Here is a 20,602-nt window from a genome sequence, read left to right on the forward strand (position 1 = left end):
GGCTAGCGGCCATCGATACCGCCCTGAATGAAACTATATCCGGGCTCGCACCCTAGAACTCAAAGTTCGCGTTCGGATTTGTGTTTGTTGCAATGGTGGAACTGGTGACAATGGGGCCGACTACGTTTCCAGATGCGATGGTCCCATAGTTATCGCCATTGCCACGGGCGCCATTCTGAAGAATCAAATTTCCGCCCGAGTCAACTTGGACTCCACGGTCGTTGGAACTCACCTCATTCAACTCAATCCGATTTCCACTGCCGACAACATGGATGCCTGCGCCGTCACCGGGGGGGTCTCCCAGATTCTGAACAGATCCATTCTGATGCGAGGCGTTCAGCCTGATTCGTGAGTTATTCTCGACGAGGATTCCATCATACTTATTGGCGTCGGTTTGGCATTGCTCAACAATGCAGAAGCCACCGGCGTGAATTCCCGTTCCGCAGTGAATTAGGATGCAGTTCCTGACGCTACCGTGATTGATGGTGATGCCTGTCCCACCAATTTCCTGCACCCTCATTGATTCCACGACCGGATGATTCACCAGATACTCACCGTCTCGAAAAAGGCCTATGCCATCACCTTTCCAGTTCAGGATCATGCCGTTCCTCACAGTCACATTCGTCGCACCCCCCGAGCCGCCTGCTATAATTGCGCTACCGTGTGTACCCGCTTCTCTCCCCGGTCCGATCAATGCGAACCCGTTGAAGTCGATAGACACGTTCGATGCGTCGATGACGATGCCATGTGTGTCGACTTCAGTGAACCTTATCGTCTCGACAAGGTAGTAGCTCCCCGACTCTGTAATCGTAAGGGGAAGGCTGGCGGAACTGATTGGGACCCGAGCCTCTACCTGATCCAGCGTCTTCATCATGGGCGCTGGTGGTCCCGGAGGCGTCAGAGATCCCTGCGCCATGGCATCCACCGGCAGAACCGCGAGTAAGAATCCACACGCGAAAACGGCCCGGCCCAACCGACCTGCTGATACTCGAATAGCCTCAATTGTCATCATCTCGTTCTCCTCACGTCTCTCTATTTCTGGGGGGCCATGGATCGGGCAATCACCGCTCTTCCCCCTGCGCCCAACGAGCGCGGCAACGGCGAGACCATTCGACTGGGATTGTCACTGGAAACCCGATCCCCTGATTCTGCCGCCCGTAGGTAACTGACTCTCCCGGCAGCAGTGGCAAGGGTCAACGCGAATGCCAGTTCAGTCTATCGCCTTGCCCTATCGCCAACCAGCAGAGGATTGCGAATGCAGAACTTGAGACATACCGAATTTTCGCTCCACGCTGACATCTCCTATCCCCCCGGTGAGGCACGAGCAGAGAATGGGACCACTAATCCACGGAGTGCTCCTCCAACTCTTGAACCATAACCTTCAACGCTTCCACATGCCCACTTTCGCCCAAAGTTTCGGCCTCTCCGAGCCATGCGCGGGCCATCTTCAGAGCCAACTCGGGTTCCTCGAATCTGATAATGCTGATCAACTCCCCCGCGCGCCTAAGGGCTTGCACGGTGTTTCCTGATTCCAATGAATCGCCGACGAGCCACCAGAGGAGGCCTTCATACTCGTCGATGGGCAGATGGGGATCGCAGACGATTGCCTCATACAGCAACTCCATTAGGTCAGTCGCAGGATGAAGAACTTCCAGACCTCGTTTCTGCCAAGTAACGCCCAAGAAATCAACCAAGTCGTTTCGGACCTTTTCGAAGCGCCACATCGAGAGCAATATCTGGGATCTGCATTTCACGACTAGTTCGACTTGAGATCTGTCTGCATATGAGCACTCAAGTTCTTCGAGAAGCGCTAGAGCTTCCTGAGTTTTTCCGGCCAAGTGGAGGCCCCACGATTTCTGGATCAGGTCAGTCATCCACACCAAAGAAGGTAATGGGTGGCGAATCGGGTTTGTCCTCACCAAACGTGAACAGCCACCAGCGATCCAGAGGGATCACCTCTTCCGAGTCCCCCAAAATGAGTCCCGGAGGATTTTTGTGTGCAGCTTCAAGCCTTGCGGCATCGATCTCAACTCCCGGCGCATTCCAGATGTGGTTATAGAGAATGAATCCTCCAATTCCGAGGGGGGAATTCAGCCTGATCAGGATATCTATCCTCCCGGCATCCCGACCATGCTCAATTGCGTCTGTTGGAAGATCAAACACCGGTCCTTTCGCCTGCCCGATCTCTTCAGTTGTTTGCGGCCCAAGGTAGGCTCTTCCTCCTATGAACATACCATTCGCATAGAACTCGAAGTCACCGTCAAGGACTCCAACAGAGTACCGTACGCCTTTCTGGCTTCCGCCGTCCTCACTCAGCGGCAGAGAGCGCCAGTACCAACCCGCACCATCGTACCCAGTATACTGAAGACCCCTCTCCCGAATCAAACGCCAGTTCATCGGCCAATCAGGACCGTACACGGCATATCCGTCAGCGACTAGCATAGGAATCTTGTCGATATGGAAGAGAAGCTCCTCATCGCCTGTTGGTGCACCGCGGGAGAGGACAGCACCGTCCCTAATGTTCAGGATGGCATTCGTAGGACCCCATCCAAGCTCTACCCGCCCGGCGAGATCTTCATGGGGCATGTACCAACCCACTGCCGTATCTCCTTCGCCATCATTCGGCCAACGATACCAATACTTGAACTGATAGTCACCATCGTCGAGCTTGACTGACTTCTGAAATCGGAAGTAGCCCAACGGTTCCATGAGTGAGTCAGCACTCTCTGTCTCCCATGAATTGAAGTCTCCCACTACTCTCACCTCTTCTGCGAGAGGGACATAGGCTCGAAACAAGATCTCACCGCCCTCTGTGGCCTGCGGTGGATAGAAGAAGTTGCCCTCATCATCGAATCGAATCGCATCGGCATTAACGAATGCCGCGCTCCCGAGTCTCCGGCCATCCGATGTGGAGCCGCTTCCTTCCCCCGCTGCCACGCGGCTCGCATCAGACTTCTCATGTGTTTCATACGTCTTTCCCGGGTTCACAAAATAGCGGGCAGCCGTGAAGATGCCGGCAATGATCACGAGTGCTGCAAAGACGGCGATCAGCTTCGAACTCAGCATATCCAAAGCCCGAGTCTTACGCACGGGAAGAGGACGGACCTGAACAAGCCGCTTGGACTCCGGCATCTCCAGTTCTTGAAGTGCTTGCGAGAAGGTCTGAATATCTGGAAAGCGGTGGGACGGCTCCTGCTGGATCGCGTGGAACAACACCTTCACCAGATCAATCGGCAGCTTCGCCTGCACCAATCGGCGGAGTACCATCTCGTCTATCTTGAGATCCGGAATCCCTGTATAGAGGCGGCAAAGCGCCGCACCAATCAAATAGACATCAGTCTGCTTAGAAACAACCTCGTCTTGTTTCCTCTGTTCAGGCGCCAAGAGCATCGCCGCTTTCGACGGCATTGGATTCGCTGCCTTGGCAAGCCGCTTCGCCGTGACGATCCCTAAGATACCATCATGGATCTGCGCCACTGCCGCACCCGTGAAAAAGATATTCCACGGCGTGATGTGGCCATGAACCAAATCGGCATCGTGTATCTTCTGAACTTCCGCACACAGCAGACGGCCGAGGGTGATGGCGTCCTTTAGCTTCTTCGGGCGAAACTGGTTCGTAGAGGCGAATTCGTTGAAAGAGGTTCCCGACGTGAAACGGCGAGCGACGTAAAACTGGCCGTCGATCCATCCGTGGGATGCAATCCCCTCCACACCTTGTCCAAACTGCATTCCCCGTCCAGTGGCTTCTTGGTACTCGCTCTCAATCTCCTTCGAGAAGCGAGAGTGATATACTCGGATAACAAGCTTCCCATCCGTCGGTTCTTCGATGAGATAGGAGGTGTGCAATGGCCCCTTGCCAAGGATGCTAAGGAGTGGATATTCGATTCCTGAAATCACCAAGTGGCTTTGTTCATGCACTCCCATCAGGAAGCTCCTTCGGAATTCACCTCACCCCACCGATGCCGCACAGGAGCATTGCTATCACGCCACATTCCCACAAAGCAACTCTGCCTGCTCCAGAACCGTCTGTGTTGCCTTCTCCTGCTTGTCCGGTGGGTAACCGTACTTCTTCAGGATTTTCTTCACCAGCAGGCGCATTCGGGCGCGGGCGCTCTCTCTGGCAGACCAGTCAATGCTGACGTTCTTGCGAATGGCCTGCACGAGTTCGTGGGCAATGGTCTTTAAGCAATCATCGCCGAGGATCTGAACGGCGCTGTCGTTCACCTCCAGTGCATCATAGAAGGCGACCTCGTCCTCGGTGAGACCCAACTCTTCACCTCGCCGATACGCTTCGTTCATTTGCTTGGCGAGTTCGATGAGTTCCTGTATCACCTGCGCCGCCTCGATGGATCGATTCTGGTACTTCCGGATGGCCTGTTCCAGCATCTCAGAGAACGAGCGGGCCTGAACGAGATTGCTGCGAGATCGGGTCTTGATCTCGTCGTTCATGAGCTTGCGGAGCATTTCGACAGCGAGATTCTTCTGCTTCAGGTGTTTGACTTCTTCGAGAAACTCCTCCGACAGGATTGAGATATCCGGCTTCTTCAATCCGGCCTGTGCGAAGATATCAACGACCTCATCCGAACTCACGGCTCGGCTCACGATTTGACGCACCGCCGTATCGAGATCCTCGGGCGATTTACCGGGTCCCCTCGGAGCCAGCTTTGCTATCCCCGCCTTCACTGTCTGGAAGAATCCCACGTCATCTCGAATCCCGATAGCTTCTTCATGCGGTACTGCCAGTGCAAACGCTTTGGAAAGTTCCGTCACCGCCTGAAGGAATCGAGACTTTCTCTCATCGGGTGATTCGGTGTCAGACTTCGGCGTCAGGATGATATTCACACACTCCAGCACGCCCTTCATGCGATCTGCTTGTGGTCCATCCACGACGGAACGGAAATCGAAACCGTGCAGGATGCCGCAGACGATCTCGTACTTCTCTTTCATGATGGCGACGGCTTCTTCCTGATCGATGGTGGTCGACCCTTTACCGCCGCTTTGTGTATAGTCCATCAGCGCTTTCTTCAACTGATCCGCCAGCCCGAGATAATCTACAATCAACCCGCCCGGCTTGTCTTTAAAGACTCGGTTCACTCTCGCAATCGCCTGCATCAAGCCATGTCCCCGCATGGGCTTGTCCACATACATCGTGTGCATACAGGGAGCATCGAAACCCGTCAGCCACATGTCCCGGACAATCACCAGCTTCAATCCATCCGCCGGGTCTTTGAAACGCTTGGCAAGGGCTTCCCTTCTCGGCTTGTTCCGGGCGTGCTCCTGCCATTCCAGCGGGTCGGAGGCGCTGCCGGTCATCACAACCTTGATAGCGCCTTTCTCGTCTTCCTTGGCGTGCCACGCCGGGCGGAGCTTCACGATGGCGTTGTAGAGGGCCACGCAGATGCGGCGGCTCATGCAGACAATCATCGCCTTGCCCTCTATCGCCTCCAAGCGCTGCTCGAAGTGCTGCACCAAATCGTTGGCAACCAGTTCAACCCGCTTGGGCGCTCCCACCATCGCTTCAAGGCGTGCCCACTTGCTCTTGAGCTTGTGTTTGACCGGCTCGTCTTCGCCCTCGGTCAGTTCCTCGAACTCCGGGTCAATCTTCGGCTTTTCCGCTTCCGCAAGTTCGATCTTCGCCAGTCGCCCTTCGTAGTAAATGCGGACCGTTGCGCCGTCCTCCACCGCGCGTTGGATGTCGTAAATGTCCAAGTAATCACCGAAAACCGCAGGCGTATTCTTGTCGCCGCTTTCGATGGGCGTGCCGGTGAACCCGATGAAAGACGCCTTCGGAAGAGCGTCGCGCATGTGCCGGGCAAAGCCCTCAATAAAACCATATTGGCTACGGTGCGCCTCATCCGCGATGACCACAATATTCTGACGGTCAGAAAGTTCAGGGTAGGTGTCTCCTTTGGCTTCCGGAAGGAATTTCTGGATCGTTGTGAAAATCACTCCGCCCGCGGCGACCTTCAACTTATCGCGCAAGTCTTTTCGGCTTTCAGCCTGTACTGGTCTCTGTCGAAGTAGGTCATGACAATTTGAGAATGTTCCGAACAATTGGTCGTCCAGATCATTTTTATCCGTGATTACAACCAGCGTGGGGTTCTGCATCGCCGGGTGCTGAATCACCTTCCCTGAATAGAAAACCATCGAAAGGCTTTTGCCGGACCCTTGCGTGTGCCAGACCACGCCCACCCTTCGGTCCCCATACTGAGCCGAATCCTCGGAGACGTAATCAATGAAGTCTTCCGACACGCCCACAATGCCGCCGCTGGAAACGTCCGCCTCGGGGTCCGCGCCGCACGCCCGCAACGTCGCCGCCAACGCCTTCTTCACCGCCCAAAACTGATGGTAAGCCGCCGCCTTCTTCACCACCTTCTGCCCGTCATCTTCGAACACGATGAAGTTCAGCAGGTAATCAAGGAACCGCTCCTTGCTGAAAATGCCTTCAATGAGAACGTCCATCTGCGGAGCGTTCACCGGGGCGATGTCCACACCGTCCACGGTGCGCCACGGCATGAACCTTTCCCAGTCCGCCGTCAACGTCCCTGCCTTCGCCTCGAAACCGTCTGTGATGACAAGCAGTTCATTGAACGTGAACAGGCTGGGAATCTGGCTCTTGTAAGTCTGAAGCTGATGGAAGGCTTTCTTGATCGTGGCGTCTTCATCGGCGGGGTTCTTGAGTTCAATCACCGCCACCGGCAAGCCATTCAGGAAGAGCACAATGTCCGGGCGGCGATTGTGGTCGCCCTCCACCACCGTGAACTGATTCACCGCCAGCCAATCGTTATTCCCCACGTTCTTCGTATCGACCAACCAGACCTGATCGTGCTTGATCCGCCCGTCTTCGTGATACTCCACCGGAACGCCGTGGGTCAGCATCCGGTGAAAGCGCCGGTTGTTCTCAATCAGGCTGGGAGTCTCGGTCCGCACAACTTTCCGCGCCGCGTCTTCGATGGCTTCGGGCGGCATGGAGGGATTGATTCTTTCGAGTGCTAGGCTCAGGCGTTGGAAAAGCGTCACGGTTGAGAAGGAATCCCTCTCCGGTTCCGTCCCTTCTGGCGATAGATCAGGACCATGAGCCTTCTCGAAGCCGATGGCTTCAAGAAGTGAGAGCAATGACTCCTCTGTGAAGTTTTCGGATATGAACGAAGTCATGCTTCTTCCTCAGCCTTTGTGGATGTGTTGGCTCTACCCAAGAGCCTCCTTTTCGCCCGTTCATTGAATAAGCTTGTACGCTCTGCTATGACTACAGGGTCTAACTCGTTTGCAAGTGTGTCTGCATTTTGATGTGCTGATTCAGAGAACTCAAAGAGGCAGCTAATTGCTGGATCGTTGTAGATGCCAATTTGCTCTAAGTAGGTTTCCCCGCCCATAGTGGTTACAACAAGGTAGATGACTTCCGTATGATGAGCTATTGAGATAGAGACAAGGTCTGGACGTAATGACCTTGGGCATCGTTTATTGAGATCCTCTTTAACGTTCCCGGAGATGTCCATTTCGGAAAGTTCAAAGGAGTACATCTGGGGTGCCAGTAAGAACAACGCTTTGCTGTAGGGGCATTGAAGACCCGCGATTTCCACTGGAGGAAATTCTTCATCTAAGAGTTGATCCAAAACAGGATCAGAAGAGGGATTTCTCTCGGCGAATATCTTGTCCAACCTCGCACTAACAACTTTCTCAATATCGGGAATGTCAAATAAGAATGAGAAAATTGCTTTCGTCGATTTGGCAATTTCATCCAAGTGGTCAGACAGCGGGACTACGGGTTCGCCAACATGATATTGATGGTTTCTGATCCCGTGGAGAAAATTCACATTCTCAAAATCTACTGTAGGAGTGACCTTTCTTCGTCCATACTCTTCTTGAAGAAACTTTATGCGGGAGGGGAAATTCTTCAACCACTTTTCAATATCCCCATCATCATAGGTACGGTTGTTTCTTTGCCTTGGCTTAAGGTTCAAATAGGTACTGATTGATATTTCGGTGGCATTATCAAAGACGATGAAAGCAATACGTCTATCAATATCAGTAGCGAGCGCCCGATGGAGTTCCGCCTGAACAATCTGCTCAAACGGGATTCGTAGCCACGGTTTCACCTCGCTCATGACTCACGATCCTCGCCTAGAAGATGGGTAACAGAAAGCTTCCCGGAAAGCAACTGTGGCAATAACGAGTCCCTAAGCGCCTCTAAGGTCCACATTTCCCGAGTGTTTCGGTGAATTAGGTTGAAGCTCGGATCAATCAAGGGAGCGATTGCTTCTAGCAGCTGTTTGGGGGGAATAGCAAGCCGCGCCTCTGAAAGGTGGCTCCGCTTGATATGTCCCATCGTGGTCGCTTTGTGGGAAGCTATATCCTTAAAGAAAGGCATCGCTTCGACAAGGTGGTGATAAACAAACCACTTCGGATAATCATCACAAACAACCTTGAAAATGTGCTGATTGATAACAGCCTCATCACGATGCCAACGATACACATCCAACGAACCTGACCATGCAAAGAGCAAATCATCAGGATACGCCGTGTTGTCAGGCTCTGCCTCAACATCGTTATAGACAGTCGAGCCACCCGGACCCGAATTCAGTTCCGCGATGCGGATAACCATCCGCCCGGTTCCCGATGCTCCCTTAGTGAAGTTTCTCCCATTAACATAGCGGGCAAGATCATCAATGGTCCCTGCATTCCATCCTGCCGGAATCTCCCCCAATTCTGAATCCTGAAAGCTGTCTGGAAAGAGTGCCGCGAGGTCGGGAGTCACGCCAAGCTTGGCAAGTTCTTCATCAGGCGAGGCGCCGCTGGCTTTTGCCTCCGTCTTCACCCGCACGGGGTCGAAGTCCACAAACCAGCTCTTGAACAGCGCCCGAGCCATCGCTTCCAGCGTCTCGTTCATCCGCCGGTTGAGTTCGATCTTGTCGTCTAGCGTCCCGAGGATATGGGCGATGGCTTTCTGTTCATGAAGGGGTGGAATGGTCAGAAGGAAATTCGGTACATCTCTACACCGCAAAGAGTCAAAGACAGCGCCCACATTCAGAAACTTCTGTACCTGATCCCACCATTCATTCCCACGAAGAAGCCACCGAAGAAATGGGGGAAAAACTGTCTCTCCATCGGAACGAAGAAGGACAAGGTTCTGACCGAGAGCGAACCGCATGTCTTGACGAACATAGCCTGACTCACCCGGGTTGCACCTGCGGGAAACAACCACATCGTGAGTTTGGGGATTTGCTTTTCGAGTCCATTCAGCAAAGTGTGCCTCCGATATGCGCCTTGAATCCTTCAGATTTAGGTGCCCGTTCTTCATCTGTGGAATTGTCAGATATGGCATCCCAAATGCAGCTTCCGGGGGGGTCCGGTGGTCGCAATCAATTAGAGACACACCCGCATCTGCGAGGGTCACGGTCTTCCACTCACCCGCCATAGCCCAGCCCCTCCAGATTCTTCCGAATCGTCGCTTCAAGCCGGGCGGATTCATCGAACTGCTGATAAAGCGTGGTTGTCAGCCGCTCCATCTTCTCCTCGAAAGGTTCGCCGTCGTCCTCGATTTCTTCCGCGCCAACGTAGCGCCCGGGGGTGAGGACGAAGCCGTGTTCCTGAATGTCTTGCTTGGTGGCGGACTTGCAGAACCCGGGAACGTCTTCGTATCTCCCCGCGCCCTTTTCTCCGCGCCAAGCGTGGTAAGTCTTCGTGATGCGTTCGACTTCTTCGTCTGAAAGCTCCCGGTGGGTGCGGTCGATGAGGTGCCCCATTTTGCGGGCATCGATAAACAGCGTCTCTCCATTGCGTTTTCTGAAGCGTCCGTTCCCTTTCGTTCTGCTCAGGAACCAGAGGCAGACGGGAATGCCGGTGGTGTAGAAAAGCTGTCCGGGAAGGGCGATCATGCAGTCCACAAGGTCCGCTTCCACGATGGCTTTGCGGATGTCACCTTCGCCCGAGGTGTTGGAAGACATGGAGCCATTCGCCATCACGAAACCGGCAACACCCTTGGGCGAAAGGTGGTGGATGAAGTGTTGCACCCAAGCGTAGTTGGCGTTGCCAGCGGGCGGAACGCCAAAGCGCCAGCGGGCATCTTCCTTCAGACGGTCGCCGCCCCAATCGGACATATTGAAAGGAGGGTTGGCGAGAATGAAATCCGCCTTGAGGTCTTGGTGAAGATCGTTGTGGAAGCTGTCCGCGTTTACGCCCCCGAGGTTGGCATCAATGCCCCGGATGGCGAGGTTCATCTTGGCGAGCCGCCACGTGGTGGAGTTGGACTCCTGACCGTAAATGGCGATGTCCCCGAGCCGCCCACCGTGAGCGAGGACGAACTTCTCAGACTGGACAAACATGCCGCCAGAACCGCAGCACGGGTCAAACACCCGCCCTTTGTAAGGTTCGATCATTTCAACAAGCAGTCGCACCACGGAAGAGGGCGTGTAGAATTCACCGCCGCCTTTGCCCTCCGCCGAAGCAAAACGCCCGAGGAAGTATTCATACACGCGCCCGAGGATGTCTTTTGAGCGGGCTTCCTTGCTGCCGAGCCCAATACCAGAAATCAGGTCGATCAGTTCACCGAGCCGGGTTTTGTCCAGAGAGGGGCGGGCGTAGTCCTTCGGGAGTACGCCTTTGAGGGTCTGGTTCTCCTTCTCAATGGCGAGCATCGCATCATCAAGCAATTGCCCGATGTTCTTCTTCTTGCCGGTCTTCGGGTCTTCGTACTCGGTTTTGGCGTGGGCTTGGATCAGAGACCAACGGGCTTCCTTGGGCACCCAAAAGATGTTTTCGGCGGTATATTCGTCCCGGTCCTCGGGATCGGTGTATTCCGTCTCGGCCGTAGCGGCCAGAGCGTCGTGTTTCTCCATGAAGGCATCGGAAATGTACTTCAGAAAGATCAGCCCGAGAACGACGTGCTTGTACTCGGAAGCATCCATGTGCCCCCGGAGCTTATCGGCAGCGGCCCACAGGGTGGCCTCGAATCCGAGATTGCCGGTATTGCTATCCTTCGTCGCCTTCGCCTTGCGCTTGGCCATATCACCCCTCGACTGGCAGTTGCATTTTCAAGACATACATCTCAAATTGGCCGTTACTATGAGTTGGTGTCAATTCTGACTCTTGGATTTCTCCATCTTTGCCCGAATTCGGAAGGGGACAAAATCGAAAAGAAGAGCTCCGGAAGATGAATCCCTCCGGGGCTACTCCTAAGTCTAGTTTTCTCAGTCTTTTATTGGAGCGGGCAACGGGGCTCGAACCCGCGACCCTCAGCTTGGGATATGAAGGGGAGAGAATCCGCGAAGAGCTTTTCTGGCGCATTCATACGGCTTGCTCCTCAGGGCCAAGCCACCGAATACTCTTCATAATCAAGAAAAGGAGGAAGTCCTTGAGGATCAGAGGCCAATTTCGACTCCGACCGAGCGCGCTCTTTCTTTTTACCATGATCTCAGTAGTACCGTCTGCATTCATCCACGGCGATTCTTTTGTCCCCGGACCAGTCTGGCGGGAGGCCTTCATGGGGTCCCCGCAAGAGGATAGAGGCTGGGATGTGACTTTCCTTCCAGACGGAGCAGTTGCTGTCTGCGGATGGACTGAGGGCGCTGGATGGGAAGAATCGGGAGAGGCCCAAGGAGGAACCGATGCCATCGTTTTGATCTATGAGATCAACGGAGACTTGAGACTTGCGAAAAGATTCGGCGGGCCGGGAAATGACAATTCGACCGCGGTGGCAGGGCTTCCGGATGGCCGCATCGTCGTGGCTGGCAATACAGATCAGGGAGGAGCTTGGATCACCAAGGGCCCCACCTATCTGGGAGGAGAATTCGACGGCTTCTTGGTACTCTTGAGTGCTGAAGGCAATGTCCTCTGGTCAGTACTTGCCGGTGGGGCAGGTTGGGATGGAGTTACCAGTATCGAGTTGGTTCCGTCTACTGCAACAACTCCTGACATCATGTTGTCAGGTTTTAGCTTCTCACCTAGCTCGGGTTGGTTGAACGGCGGATACGATACCACAATTGATGGATTTAGCGATGCTTTTCTTGCCCGATACGATCAAGATGGTGCTCTTCTATGGGGCACTTTTTATGGCGGGTCTGGGGGGAGTGAATCAATTGTCGCCTTTGCACAAGACAGTGCGGGAGGTTTCTTCATCTGTGGCGGGAGCCAATCCGGAGACTTGCCAAGTGCTCTCAATCTCCCAGTCCCGGATTCGGGCGATGATGCCTTCGTTGCAAGACTTGACTTGAACGGTACTCCCATCTGGAGCCGCTACGTCTCTGGAGCGGGAAAGGATGTCTTGCGTGGGCTTTCTTTGGTTGGGGACTCCTCTGTCATCGTATCAGGAGAGAGCACAAGTGACGAGTTGGACTTCACGCCGATACTGGCAAGCTGTCAGGATGACGGGGAGAATGGAGTCGTATTGAAACTAGACTCAGCCGGAAACGTCCTCTGGGGAGAGTATGGAGGTTCGGTTGGAGTTGACCTGTTCACGGACGGGAATGCATTAGCTCCGGGAGGACTGGTCTATCTCGTCGGCTCGACAGAGTCTCAGGAATGGGTAGATGGTGGTTGGGATCTGACAAGGTCATCCAATGATGGACTCTTCACTGCAATCTCTGTGGAAACGGGAGAGCATGTATTCTCCTCCTATGTAGGCGGAGCCAATTGGGATTATGCCCACGCCCTTGCTGTGGGGCCCTCAGGTGAGTTTGCGATTACCGGTTTGACACTGTCAGGGGATTGGGTACCCGGAGATGCGCTCGGAGGAGATGGTTTCGTTGAGTTTCACGCGGCAATTGAGCGTCCTTCTAGGCCAAGCATTCTTCCGATCCTTTCCGCTCAGATTTCTGAGGTCTCTGTCGGAAATGGTGCGATCAACTACATCTACGAATGGGAGAGCGATGGAGGCGATCCAGAAGTCGTTCAGGGACCCACGAACTCGCTGAATGTCAGTCTGCAAGATGGAGATAACGGCGTTTCGTTCGACTCGGGAGAGACTTGGACACTGACTGTGACTCCGGTGGATAGCAATGGTCTTCGGGGAGACTCCATCAAAGGCACGTACATCTTCGATGGGCAGATGGTAGTTCACTTCAGCGGATGGATGTTTCAGTAACTGGGACGCGTCCGATGAAATCATCGGGCCAGAAGTGAAACATTGCCATCCGAATGCCGGATAATCACTCCCAAGGAATGAAATCGAAAGAAGAAGTCGCACGTGTGATTGCCCAATCAACAAGGATCGAATCTGCTAGGAGTTCGGTCCTGAGGAGTCTCCGTTTTTATGTGACGGATTGCAAAACGGCTCAACTCGCCCGCCTGCCATCAGAAGATCTCGTTGAAGCCCTGTGACTTTGGATTGTCGCGGCGCCTGAGAGCCGAATTCCCGACGACTTGCGAGCCGAGCTGCGCGCTTGTCTTGGAGAGCTTGAATTGCTGGTAGAAACGGCTGCCAAGCCGCGTCGATACTTGCTTGATCCGTGGGAGTTGCCTCGACGCGTCCTCTCTTGGCGGCGCTGAGGCTTGCGGGTCAAGGCATCCTCAACACTCCAGCCATATTGGTACAAGCGCGAGTACAGTGTGCCGTACGTGATGCCCGTCTCCTCGGCCCATGCCCGCAGCGTTTGGTTCTTCCCCTGAAATCAAGATGGCGGTTGTTACGGCGATTATCAGCGGGTGCGCGCCGAGGCTGCCAGCGGCAGTTTCCCGGCCGGTAGTGATCGTCGGGGTTGATGCGATCTAAGCAAGCGCCCTCAAAGTACGTGCTGTCCATGTCGGCGATGAAGTTTGGCAACCCAGCCTTCCCGCTCCACCTCCTACACACTCTGATCCCAAGTTTGCCCCAGTACTCGCCTTCCGGCCGACAGCGATGGAGCATGTTCATGTAAGGTGCGTACAATCGATGCCGGCTCAGGCGGTGCTTGCTGACGGCTTCTCGTTGCAGGCAGCCACACGACTGTGTCGTGCCCCTCCGCAAATTGGCTCCATCCACATACAGCGTTGTTTGTTGTTGGCATGCGCACTGACATAGCCAATGCCAGCGGCCCTTCTGTTTCTGGGGCGCGCCGATCACGGTTAATCGCCCGAATTCTCTTCCAGTCATATCCTTAAGTTTTCCCATATTGCGGTTCCTCCGCATCCGAAATCTGGGGACTTCAGAGCCCCTCGATTCAGTATTCTCGGGTTCCGCGCGAAACTCCTTTTTTTTGCAAAGAAAAAGCTCTCAACCCGTTCTGGCCCACCAGCACACGGGAAATACAACTTCATAAACTTCTGATATTACTGGTTTTACGTTGACTGGAGACTGCGCCTGTGGCAGAATGGATAAGTCCATTCGGAAGATCGCCGAGACGGCAATCCCACTCAGGTGACCACAAGATGAGAATCAGTGGAACAGATCAAATTGAGAGTAATGTCACAGCGCTTGGAAGGGGTCACCCCGCCTATGCGAAGGACAATTTGCAAATGGCCACAGTGGGTGCGCAGGACCCAAACCGGAGGAATAGCCATGAGCAATGAGGAGCATCTTGAGCTGACGCACGAGAACCGCCGCACAGGAGAGCGGGCTCGACTGATGATCGACAAGGCCGACAAATCCGTCTACGATAAACAAAAGGAGCGCCTGTATCTCGGCAGGGACGACCACTGGTACATCGAGCGTGGCAAAAAGTTCGCCGCGATCTTAAAGGGCCCGCGACCGGGGCCGAAAATGCTGCTGATTTGCCGAAACGGTGACCGTTCCGATCTCCGAAAGGAGAACTGGAAGTATGGCACTCGTGAGGAAATGGCCGTGGGTGGATACCGCTACGATGCAAGCCGTGACAGATGGTATGCATCAATAGGTGGTGGTAAGCTAAGGAAGCAGAAGTGGTTCAAGACGGAAGCCAGCGCGATCAAATGGCTGGACCGGCAGCGGGACAAGCGGCGAGGGATATCGCCCCCCGTGATGAGGGCCGATCAGTTTGAGCAGAACATAAAGGGATGTATCGGCAAGGTCACCAAAGCTAGGCCAAGTGGCGAGGAGTTCATCGTCTGGGTCCAAAACCTCACCACGAAAAAGTTCGCAAAATCTGCCTCCAAGAAGGGTTGGTGGGGCACCGGGGCGAAGGTGTGGAGCGCACGGGCCGACAAGACGATCACCGAAGACGATATGCGAAATGAGACCACGGGACTGGAAGGGATGATCTTTCAATACGATGTGGATCGCCGCGGTGAGATCCGAAACGTTCGACTCTGCAAGGATCAACAACTCGGCCAGCCCAAGCGGGGTGAAGGTGCTACAATTGAACAGATCCTGCTACAGGAGGATGACGATAAACCAAGCATTATCAGTCTGTAGCATCATCCCCTCATGTATTATGAATAGCTACTCCCGATTCTTCGAAGACCAACTGCTCGGGAGAGATCGAAGCGACATGGGAGTACTTCTCAATACCGCTCCCTCGCTACGGGTTGGGACCTGAATTGGATTTCCGGTAGGGAATCCAATTCTTAAAGGTCCTGCACCCGGCTCGGTGCACGGTTTTGACAATCAGTGGCGACACGAAGCGCCCTCTTGCATCACGCCCTCGGATTCCATCCTCGTCCGTTCCTGCAACGGCCGCTCCGTCCGCCACAATAGTGATGGGTTTGAAGATTGAAAACAACCTGATCCGACCGGAATCCCGGAGGGTGGAGGTGGGATCAGCGCAATCATGAGCGAGGAGATTCTGGAGGCACCCGAACCCTTGCGGTGAGTGGTGCTGGAGGAATCTTCGGAAGCGAATGATTGCGGGCAGGACTTGAAGACGAAGCAATCGACTCCGGTTAAGTTGGCCCCGTTAATGTCTCACGCCGAAGAGTGCGCCAAAATCTCCCCCCCCGTACCCCCTACCGGGGGTTTGAAAATAGGGGTGTCAGGCGGGGGGGCGAGATCGAAAATCGGGACATAGCGCCGAGGGCATTCCGCGTACAAATCCGCGTCTTGAAAACACGCCAGCGCGACTTCAGAAGCAAAATGCGGAGCGGGGGGGCGAATCGAATCTTATCGAACAAGAAGGCTTTACTCGCGCACAGTTCTAAAAATGGGAACTGCGGGAGTATCCACCGCTCCCGCAGGTATAACCACAACACTGGCATAGTTGCCTAGTCGCTTGTCTGGCCCTAGGTGGCGACCAGCTTTGTCTCTGGGGTGCGACAGTGGTTCTCCCGTCCCGTTGAGGTTTCGTGGTTATGTTCTTTCCGGTCTACGATTGAGTCTGAGGATAAGTCGGAACGGGTTTTTGCCCCAGTTTCAGTTTTCCTACCATAAGGAAACTCCTTTGGAGGAATGAAAATAATGCAAGCAGTTCTCGCGCCAATCTGGAACGAGTGTCTGAACCTAGCAAAAACGCTGTCGCGCAACTGCTATCTGGCCTGTAATGGACTCAGGGTGTTTCGAAAGTACGCATTGTGGTGAAATGAGATGAGATTGACCAAATGAGTCTTGCTGTCTTCGTGAAACCTAAGTGGTAGCCGAAGTGCCCTTACGCGGCTGTCGGTCGTTGAAGCTCACTAGAGCCCCAGATCCAAGGCAGTGGAATCTCGGAAGACCTCATCCAGATTGTATCGCGTGTAGACGGCAATCATGCGAGCTGTCTTGTGAGCGGACTGCCGCATGATATCGCTGGTCTTTGCGCCGCGAGAATCCGCCTCCGTTACAAAGCCAGCACGCAGGCTGTGACTCGCATAGTGATCCGGGTTAAGGCCGATGGCGGCGACGGCGCGTTTGATGGCCCGCGAGACGCCCTTGTTGCTCATCGCCTCATCGAGAATCTCCTCGGCATTGGTGATTGAGCGAAAAACGCTTCCGGTTTCGATGGCGCCGGAATCCATCCACGCTTTCAACGCTCGCACTGGACAAGTCTCAGATTTCCTTCCGCAACGGATGAGCTTGATGTGACCTTCACCGTCTTGGTCGGTCTTACTGCGGCGGATCTCGATGATCAGTCCCTGCCGGTGTGATTGGATATCCTTGAACTGGAGCGCGGCCAGTTCGGAGCCGCGACACCCGGTCGCGAAGCCGATCAAAAGGAGTGCCTTGTCCCGAAGCCCCCGAGGATTGCATGCGAACGTCTTCACGATTTTCTGGATGTCTTCGGTGCGAAGCGCGTCCTTGCGCTCCTGCTTCACAGACTTCTCCCGCCTGATGCCCTTAAGGACGCGAAGGACACGAGGATCGGATGCTGGATCTCCAAGTCCCGCTTCCTTGTGCACGTGGCTCAGAGATGCCTTGCGCCGTTCGATGGTCGCGAGTTTGCGCGGTGCTCCCCAGTCTCCATCTCCCAGCGCGGCAAGATATGCGCAAATGGTCTCGGGGCTGGCCGGAATAGATGAGAGCCCGCGACTCTCGCAATACGCCGCGAAGTCCTTTAAGTCTGATCGGTAAGCGCGCAGTGTCGCGGACGCCCAAGATCCGGCGTAGTGCTCCCCGGCTCTCCGGATGTCTCGGTCGAATCCGATGCGAGCGGTGGCGGCCTGTTCAGGTGTGGGATTGCCAGTGCTATCAGGCGACGCGATCTCCTCGCCCGAGAAGAGGGCCAACTCGGTTGCTGCCGGTGTTTCCATGATTTTGCCTCCGTGCCTCAAGTGTCTGATAACATCCCTTATCAGACGGTGATTTTGGGTGTCAGAACATCGGGACGCATGAGGGAAACAATTTGAGCAATCGTCAGCCTCAGAGAGGTGCTGCAACCCCGCTCCCAGTGTTCTGCGCCAAGAGGTGACAGAAGCCATTCGAGGCACACTACTGACCCCGGATCTCCCGTCTCGACCGAGATCGAAATGGAAATCATTAATACATGGATACTTGAAAAAAAAGAACTTAGGACTTGACGGGGGGATGCCTTTGATCGCATGGTTCCCCTGAATCGCGGTGAAACTCGCCGCCCAATATATCCACGAAAATCCCAATCCAAAAGAACACCATTTTCTGGACGCTCAAATATAGCGTCTCCGGATCGGCAAGGCACGTCCGTGCAATCGTGCGCGCTGCCTCACCGGTCTCCGGAAAGGGGATACCGCATGTCTGATATCGCTCGAAGTCCGCCGTAGGTGGGATTGCCGTCGAAGTCTACTCGCAACCAACAACCTCGACTTCTTGAAAGGAAACAAAACTATGGAATACACGGAAATCGCTTGGACCACGCACACTTTTAACGGCTGGGAAGGATGCTCGAAAGTGAGCAGCGGCTGTAAATTCTGTTACGCCTCGGGCATTGCCAAACGCTTCGAGAGCAACAGGGGAGTCATCTGGGGACCCCATGGGACTCGGGTGAGAACAAGCGAGCAAAACTGGAAGAAGCCCCTCACGTGGAACCGGAAGGCTGAGAAGAATGGCGAACGCTACCGAGTGTTCACCGCATCGATGTCGGACGTTTTCGAGGAGAATTGGGATGAAGCCCTCGATCCGTGGCGAACGGATCTGTTTGACCTGATCGAGACCACACCGAACCTCGACTGGCAGATCCTTACCAAGAGACCCGCGGCCATCGCCCCAACGCTGAAGCGACTCGGATATCCCAAGGATTTCTTCCTCTCCCTCGGAAACGTCTGGCTCGGAACGTCGACAGAGAACGCTGATTGGGCGAGAAGGCGTATTCCGCCCCTGACCAAGATCCCAGCCGCAGTGCATTTTATTTCGGCGGAGCCACTACTCGGCCCAATCCCTAACCTCCCGTTGGACCATATCGAGTGGGTGATTGTGGGAGGCGAATCAGGTCCCAAGGCTCGCCCGATGGAGGCTGACTGGGTGCGTGAGATCAGAGATCAGTGTCTCGCATCGGGGACTCCATTCTTCTTCAAGCAGTGGGGTGGCGCGAGAAAGAAGCTCTCCGGAAAGCTGCTGGAAGCTCGCGAATGGACACAGATCCCAACCAGAACTCTGCCGAAGGAGGAGACACCATGTATGTGATGGTAACGAAGAAAGGCAAGGTCAAGGCATGCTCTTCGCCGTCCATTATCGACAGCGGGTTTGGGGGCTTGTACGTGGCCAAAGATGGAACTGTCTGCGGGACGGCGCCCGGTATCACCAACCGAACTTGGGCAAAGCTGAGAAAGAATGGGGATGGTGATTGGGAAGTTATCGACTGGAACGTCAATCCCACGAACCAGTTCGCCCCGGCGAGTCCAGACTCACCTGAACCATGGCTAGCACTCTGGCACTCGATTCCAGAGATCGACAGTGGGCTGCCCGGACCGTGAACCGGGCAGAGATCCCCGCCAGCTCTCGCAGACAGATCTTCAGTTGATCTGTTGATCAATCTGGCACAACCGCAGAGCAAACGCAGAGCGTCTAAGATTCAACTGAAGAGCGAATGAGTCCGCTGTAGAATTCCGGTGGGCTCCTTCGCCATTTGACCCTCGCGATAGACGCAAAACGTGGAAGGGGATACATCATCATTGCACGCCTATTGGATAAGCATCCCCGGATCAGGCCATGAACGCTCCGATTCAGTACTCGAAGCCCGGAGGCTCCTCAGGAATTAGGTGTGAATACAATCGGAAGCAGACTGATCGGTCATGCCCCAACCATTTGGCGAGGTAATCTAGACTCCAGCCGGATCTCATCAGTGCATTTGAGGCAAAGCCGTGGCGGTAGGCGTGCACGCCTTTGTACTCGATCTTCTCCGCGGGGCAGAAGCGGTACTTCAGCGTTTTGCGGTACCAGTTGTGGTACTTCCAGATGATCGGCAGATCCCTCTGCCATGATTTTCCGTGATGCTTCCGGCTCATCCCGATCAGCGTTTGAAGGTCATTCCACACACCACTGAAATCGCCTGTGAGAGTCAAATTTCTGGTCTCACGCTTCTTGTTCTTCGCCACTAGAACTTGACGGTTCTGCTTGTCGACATCGGAGAATTGCAGCCCCATCAACTCACTATACCGGAGACCGGTGAATGCATAGATTCGAGTCATGAGTTCGAATAACCGCCAGTCATCCCCTTCGGCAGATCTCTCCTTAGCTGATTTGAGGATCTTCCGGACTTCTTCCGGATAGTAGATTTTTCGTTCTTCGACCTCTTGGGAGTGGCTCTTCTTCGGCCGGTGGACCCGCTTCACCGGGTTCTTGAGGTCGTAGTAGTTATAGACCGCAGACAGCCAGTTGATGTGCTCCGACACGGTCTTGTGACCAAGGCGCCGATCAGTTTCTCTCTTGTGATTGATGACCTTTTGCTGGCGAAGCCAGCCTGCCCAGCGCTCGATATCCTGTTTCGTGAGTTCTGGAAGACATGACTGACACCCGAAGAATTTCTCGAATCTGCGCTCGAAACGCTCGATATTCCCCAAAGTGCTCTCAGCCCTCCCACGAGCTTTGAGGGTTTTTCGGTACTCCCTAAACAACGTGAAGCTGCTGACATCAGGGGTGGCGTGAGGGTCCTTGTCTCTGCCGTTCTCTTCCCAGACTCTCGTCGCCGCTACTTCTCTTGCGCGGGCAAATACGTTCTGCTTCGTGCTGAATCTTATCCTCCTCCCGGCATATGTTGTGAAGTAGCACGACCAAATGCCCCGCCTCGGGCTCTTCTCGAAGTACGTAGTCGTTGTGCCGATGGTCTCGATCTTCTTCATGGTGATCTTGTTCCCGAAATGCTTTCATTAATCAAGCCCTGTTTGGGGCTCAGAA

General features: G+C 54.5%; 12 protein-coding genes. 3 read left to right on the forward strand and 9 right to left on the reverse strand.

Going from position 1 to position 20,602, the window contains the following annotated elements; all coding sequences use genetic code 11:
- Positions 1 to 52 precede the first annotated feature (52 nt).
- The 7 genes from KQI84_12780 to KQI84_12810 all read right to left on the reverse strand — a co-directional run bounded on the left by KQI84_12780 (position 53) and on the right by KQI84_12810 (position 11,003).
- Entirely contained in the window at positions 53 to 1,012 is a 960-nt protein-coding gene (locus KQI84_12780) for a hypothetical protein (GenBank protein MCB2155751.1), read from the reverse strand.
- A 328-nt stretch (positions 1,013 to 1,340) separates the two neighbouring features.
- The gene (locus KQI84_12785) at positions 1,341 to 1,874 is read right to left on the reverse strand and encodes a hypothetical protein (GenBank protein ID MCB2155752.1); all 534 of its coding nucleotides are present in this window, start codon (positions 1,872 to 1,874) and stop codon (positions 1,341 to 1,343) included.
- The gene (locus KQI84_12790) at positions 1,867 to 3,924 is read right to left on the reverse strand and encodes a hypothetical protein (GenBank protein MCB2155753.1); all 2,058 of its coding nucleotides are present in this window, start codon (positions 3,922 to 3,924) and stop codon (positions 1,867 to 1,869) included. Before KQI84_12790 ends, KQI84_12785 begins: the two co-directional genes overlap by 8 nt.
- A 57-nt stretch (positions 3,925 to 3,981) precedes the next feature.
- Complete coding sequence (locus KQI84_12795; protein MCB2155754.1) at positions 3,982 to 7,155, reverse strand: type I restriction endonuclease subunit R; 3,174 nt, start codon at positions 7,153 to 7,155, stop codon at positions 3,982 to 3,984.
- A complete protein-coding gene (locus KQI84_12800) occupies positions 7,152 to 8,105 on the reverse strand; it encodes a hypothetical protein (GenBank protein MCB2155755.1) in 954 nt (317 codons plus the stop codon). The genes KQI84_12795 and KQI84_12800 overlap by 4 nt, the downstream gene beginning before the upstream one ends.
- A complete protein-coding gene (locus KQI84_12805; protein ID MCB2155756.1) occupies positions 8,102 to 9,415 on the reverse strand; it encodes a restriction endonuclease subunit S in 1,314 nt (437 codons plus the stop codon). The genes KQI84_12800 and KQI84_12805 overlap by 4 nt, the downstream gene beginning before the upstream one ends.
- Positions 9,405 to 11,003, reverse strand: a complete 1,599-nt coding sequence (locus KQI84_12810) for a type I restriction-modification system subunit M (protein MCB2155757.1) — start codon at positions 11,001 to 11,003, stop codon at positions 9,405 to 9,407. The genes KQI84_12805 and KQI84_12810 overlap by 11 nt, the downstream gene beginning before the upstream one ends.
- Positions 11,004 to 11,149: 146 nt before the next feature.
- Between KQI84_12810 and KQI84_12815 the strand changes: the two genes are divergently transcribed.
- Together KQI84_12815 and KQI84_12820 are read left to right on the forward strand one after the other, a co-directional pair.
- Entirely contained in the window at positions 11,150 to 13,078 is a 1,929-nt protein-coding gene (locus KQI84_12815) for a hypothetical protein (GenBank protein MCB2155758.1), read from the forward strand.
- A 1,392-nt stretch (positions 13,079 to 14,470) separates the two neighbouring features.
- On the forward strand, positions 14,471 to 15,301 hold the full coding sequence (locus KQI84_12820) for a hypothetical protein (protein MCB2155759.1): 831 nt from the start codon (positions 14,471 to 14,473) through the stop codon (positions 15,299 to 15,301).
- 1,193 nt (positions 15,302 to 16,494) lie between these two features.
- Here the strand turns inward: KQI84_12820 and KQI84_12825 are convergent.
- Positions 16,495 to 17,547, reverse strand: coding sequence for a site-specific integrase (locus KQI84_12825; protein ID MCB2155760.1), 1,053 nt, complete (start codon positions 17,545 to 17,547; stop codon positions 16,495 to 16,497).
- A 550-nt stretch (positions 17,548 to 18,097) separates the two neighbouring features.
- Here KQI84_12825 and KQI84_12830 point away from each other — a divergent pair.
- On the forward strand, positions 18,098 to 18,892 hold the full coding sequence (locus KQI84_12830) for a phage Gp37/Gp68 family protein (protein MCB2155761.1): 795 nt from the start codon (positions 18,098 to 18,100) through the stop codon (positions 18,890 to 18,892).
- A 539-nt stretch (positions 18,893 to 19,431) separates the two neighbouring features.
- On the opposite strand, the gene KQI84_12835 is transcribed toward KQI84_12830, so the two are convergent.
- Positions 19,432 to 20,547, reverse strand: a complete 1,116-nt coding sequence (locus KQI84_12835; GenBank protein ID MCB2155762.1) for a tyrosine-type recombinase/integrase — start codon at positions 20,545 to 20,547, stop codon at positions 19,432 to 19,434.
- Between the last annotated feature and the right edge of the window lie 55 nt (positions 20,548 to 20,602).

It is taken from the genome of bacterium (genome assembly GCA_020444065.1).
In the GTDB taxonomy this organism is placed as follows: Bacteria; Sumerlaeota; Sumerlaeia; order SLMS01; family JAHLLQ01; genus JAHLLQ01.

Coding starts and splice junctions, on each gene's coding strand:
- KQI84_12825 (MCB2155760.1), bottom strand. CDS start 17,547: ATGGAAACACCGGCAGCAACCGAGTTGGCCCTCTTCTCGGGCGAGGAG.
- KQI84_12790 (MCB2155753.1), bottom strand. CDS start 3,924: ATGGGAGTGCATGAACAAAGCCACTTGGTGATTTCAGGAATCGAATAT.
- KQI84_12785 (MCB2155752.1), bottom strand. CDS start 1,874: ATGACTGACCTGATCCAGAAATCGTGGGGCCTCCACTTGGCCGGAAAA.
- KQI84_12810 (MCB2155757.1), bottom strand. CDS start 11,003: ATGGCCAAGCGCAAGGCGAAGGCGACGAAGGATAGCAATACCGGCAAT.
- KQI84_12815 (MCB2155758.1), top strand. CDS start 11,150: ATGAATCCCTCCGGGGCTACTCCTAAGTCTAGTTTTCTCAGTCTTTTA.
- KQI84_12800 (MCB2155755.1), bottom strand. CDS start 8,105: ATGAGCGAGGTGAAACCGTGGCTACGAATCCCGTTTGAGCAGATTGTT.
- KQI84_12780 (MCB2155751.1), bottom strand. CDS start 1,012: ATGATGACAATTGAGGCTATTCGAGTATCAGCAGGTCGGTTGGGCCGG.
- KQI84_12830 (MCB2155761.1), top strand. CDS start 18,098: ATGGAATACACGGAAATCGCTTGGACCACGCACACTTTTAACGGCTGG.
- KQI84_12805 (MCB2155756.1), bottom strand. CDS start 9,415: ATGGCGGGTGAGTGGAAGACCGTGACCCTCGCAGATGCGGGTGTGTCT.
- KQI84_12795 (MCB2155754.1), bottom strand. CDS start 7,155: ATGACTTCGTTCATATCCGAAAACTTCACAGAGGAGTCATTGCTCTCA.
- KQI84_12820 (MCB2155759.1), top strand. CDS start 14,471: ATGAGCAATGAGGAGCATCTTGAGCTGACGCACGAGAACCGCCGCACA.
- KQI84_12835 (MCB2155762.1), bottom strand. CDS start 20,547: ATGAAGAAGATCGAGACCATCGGCACAACGACTACGTACTTCGAGAAG.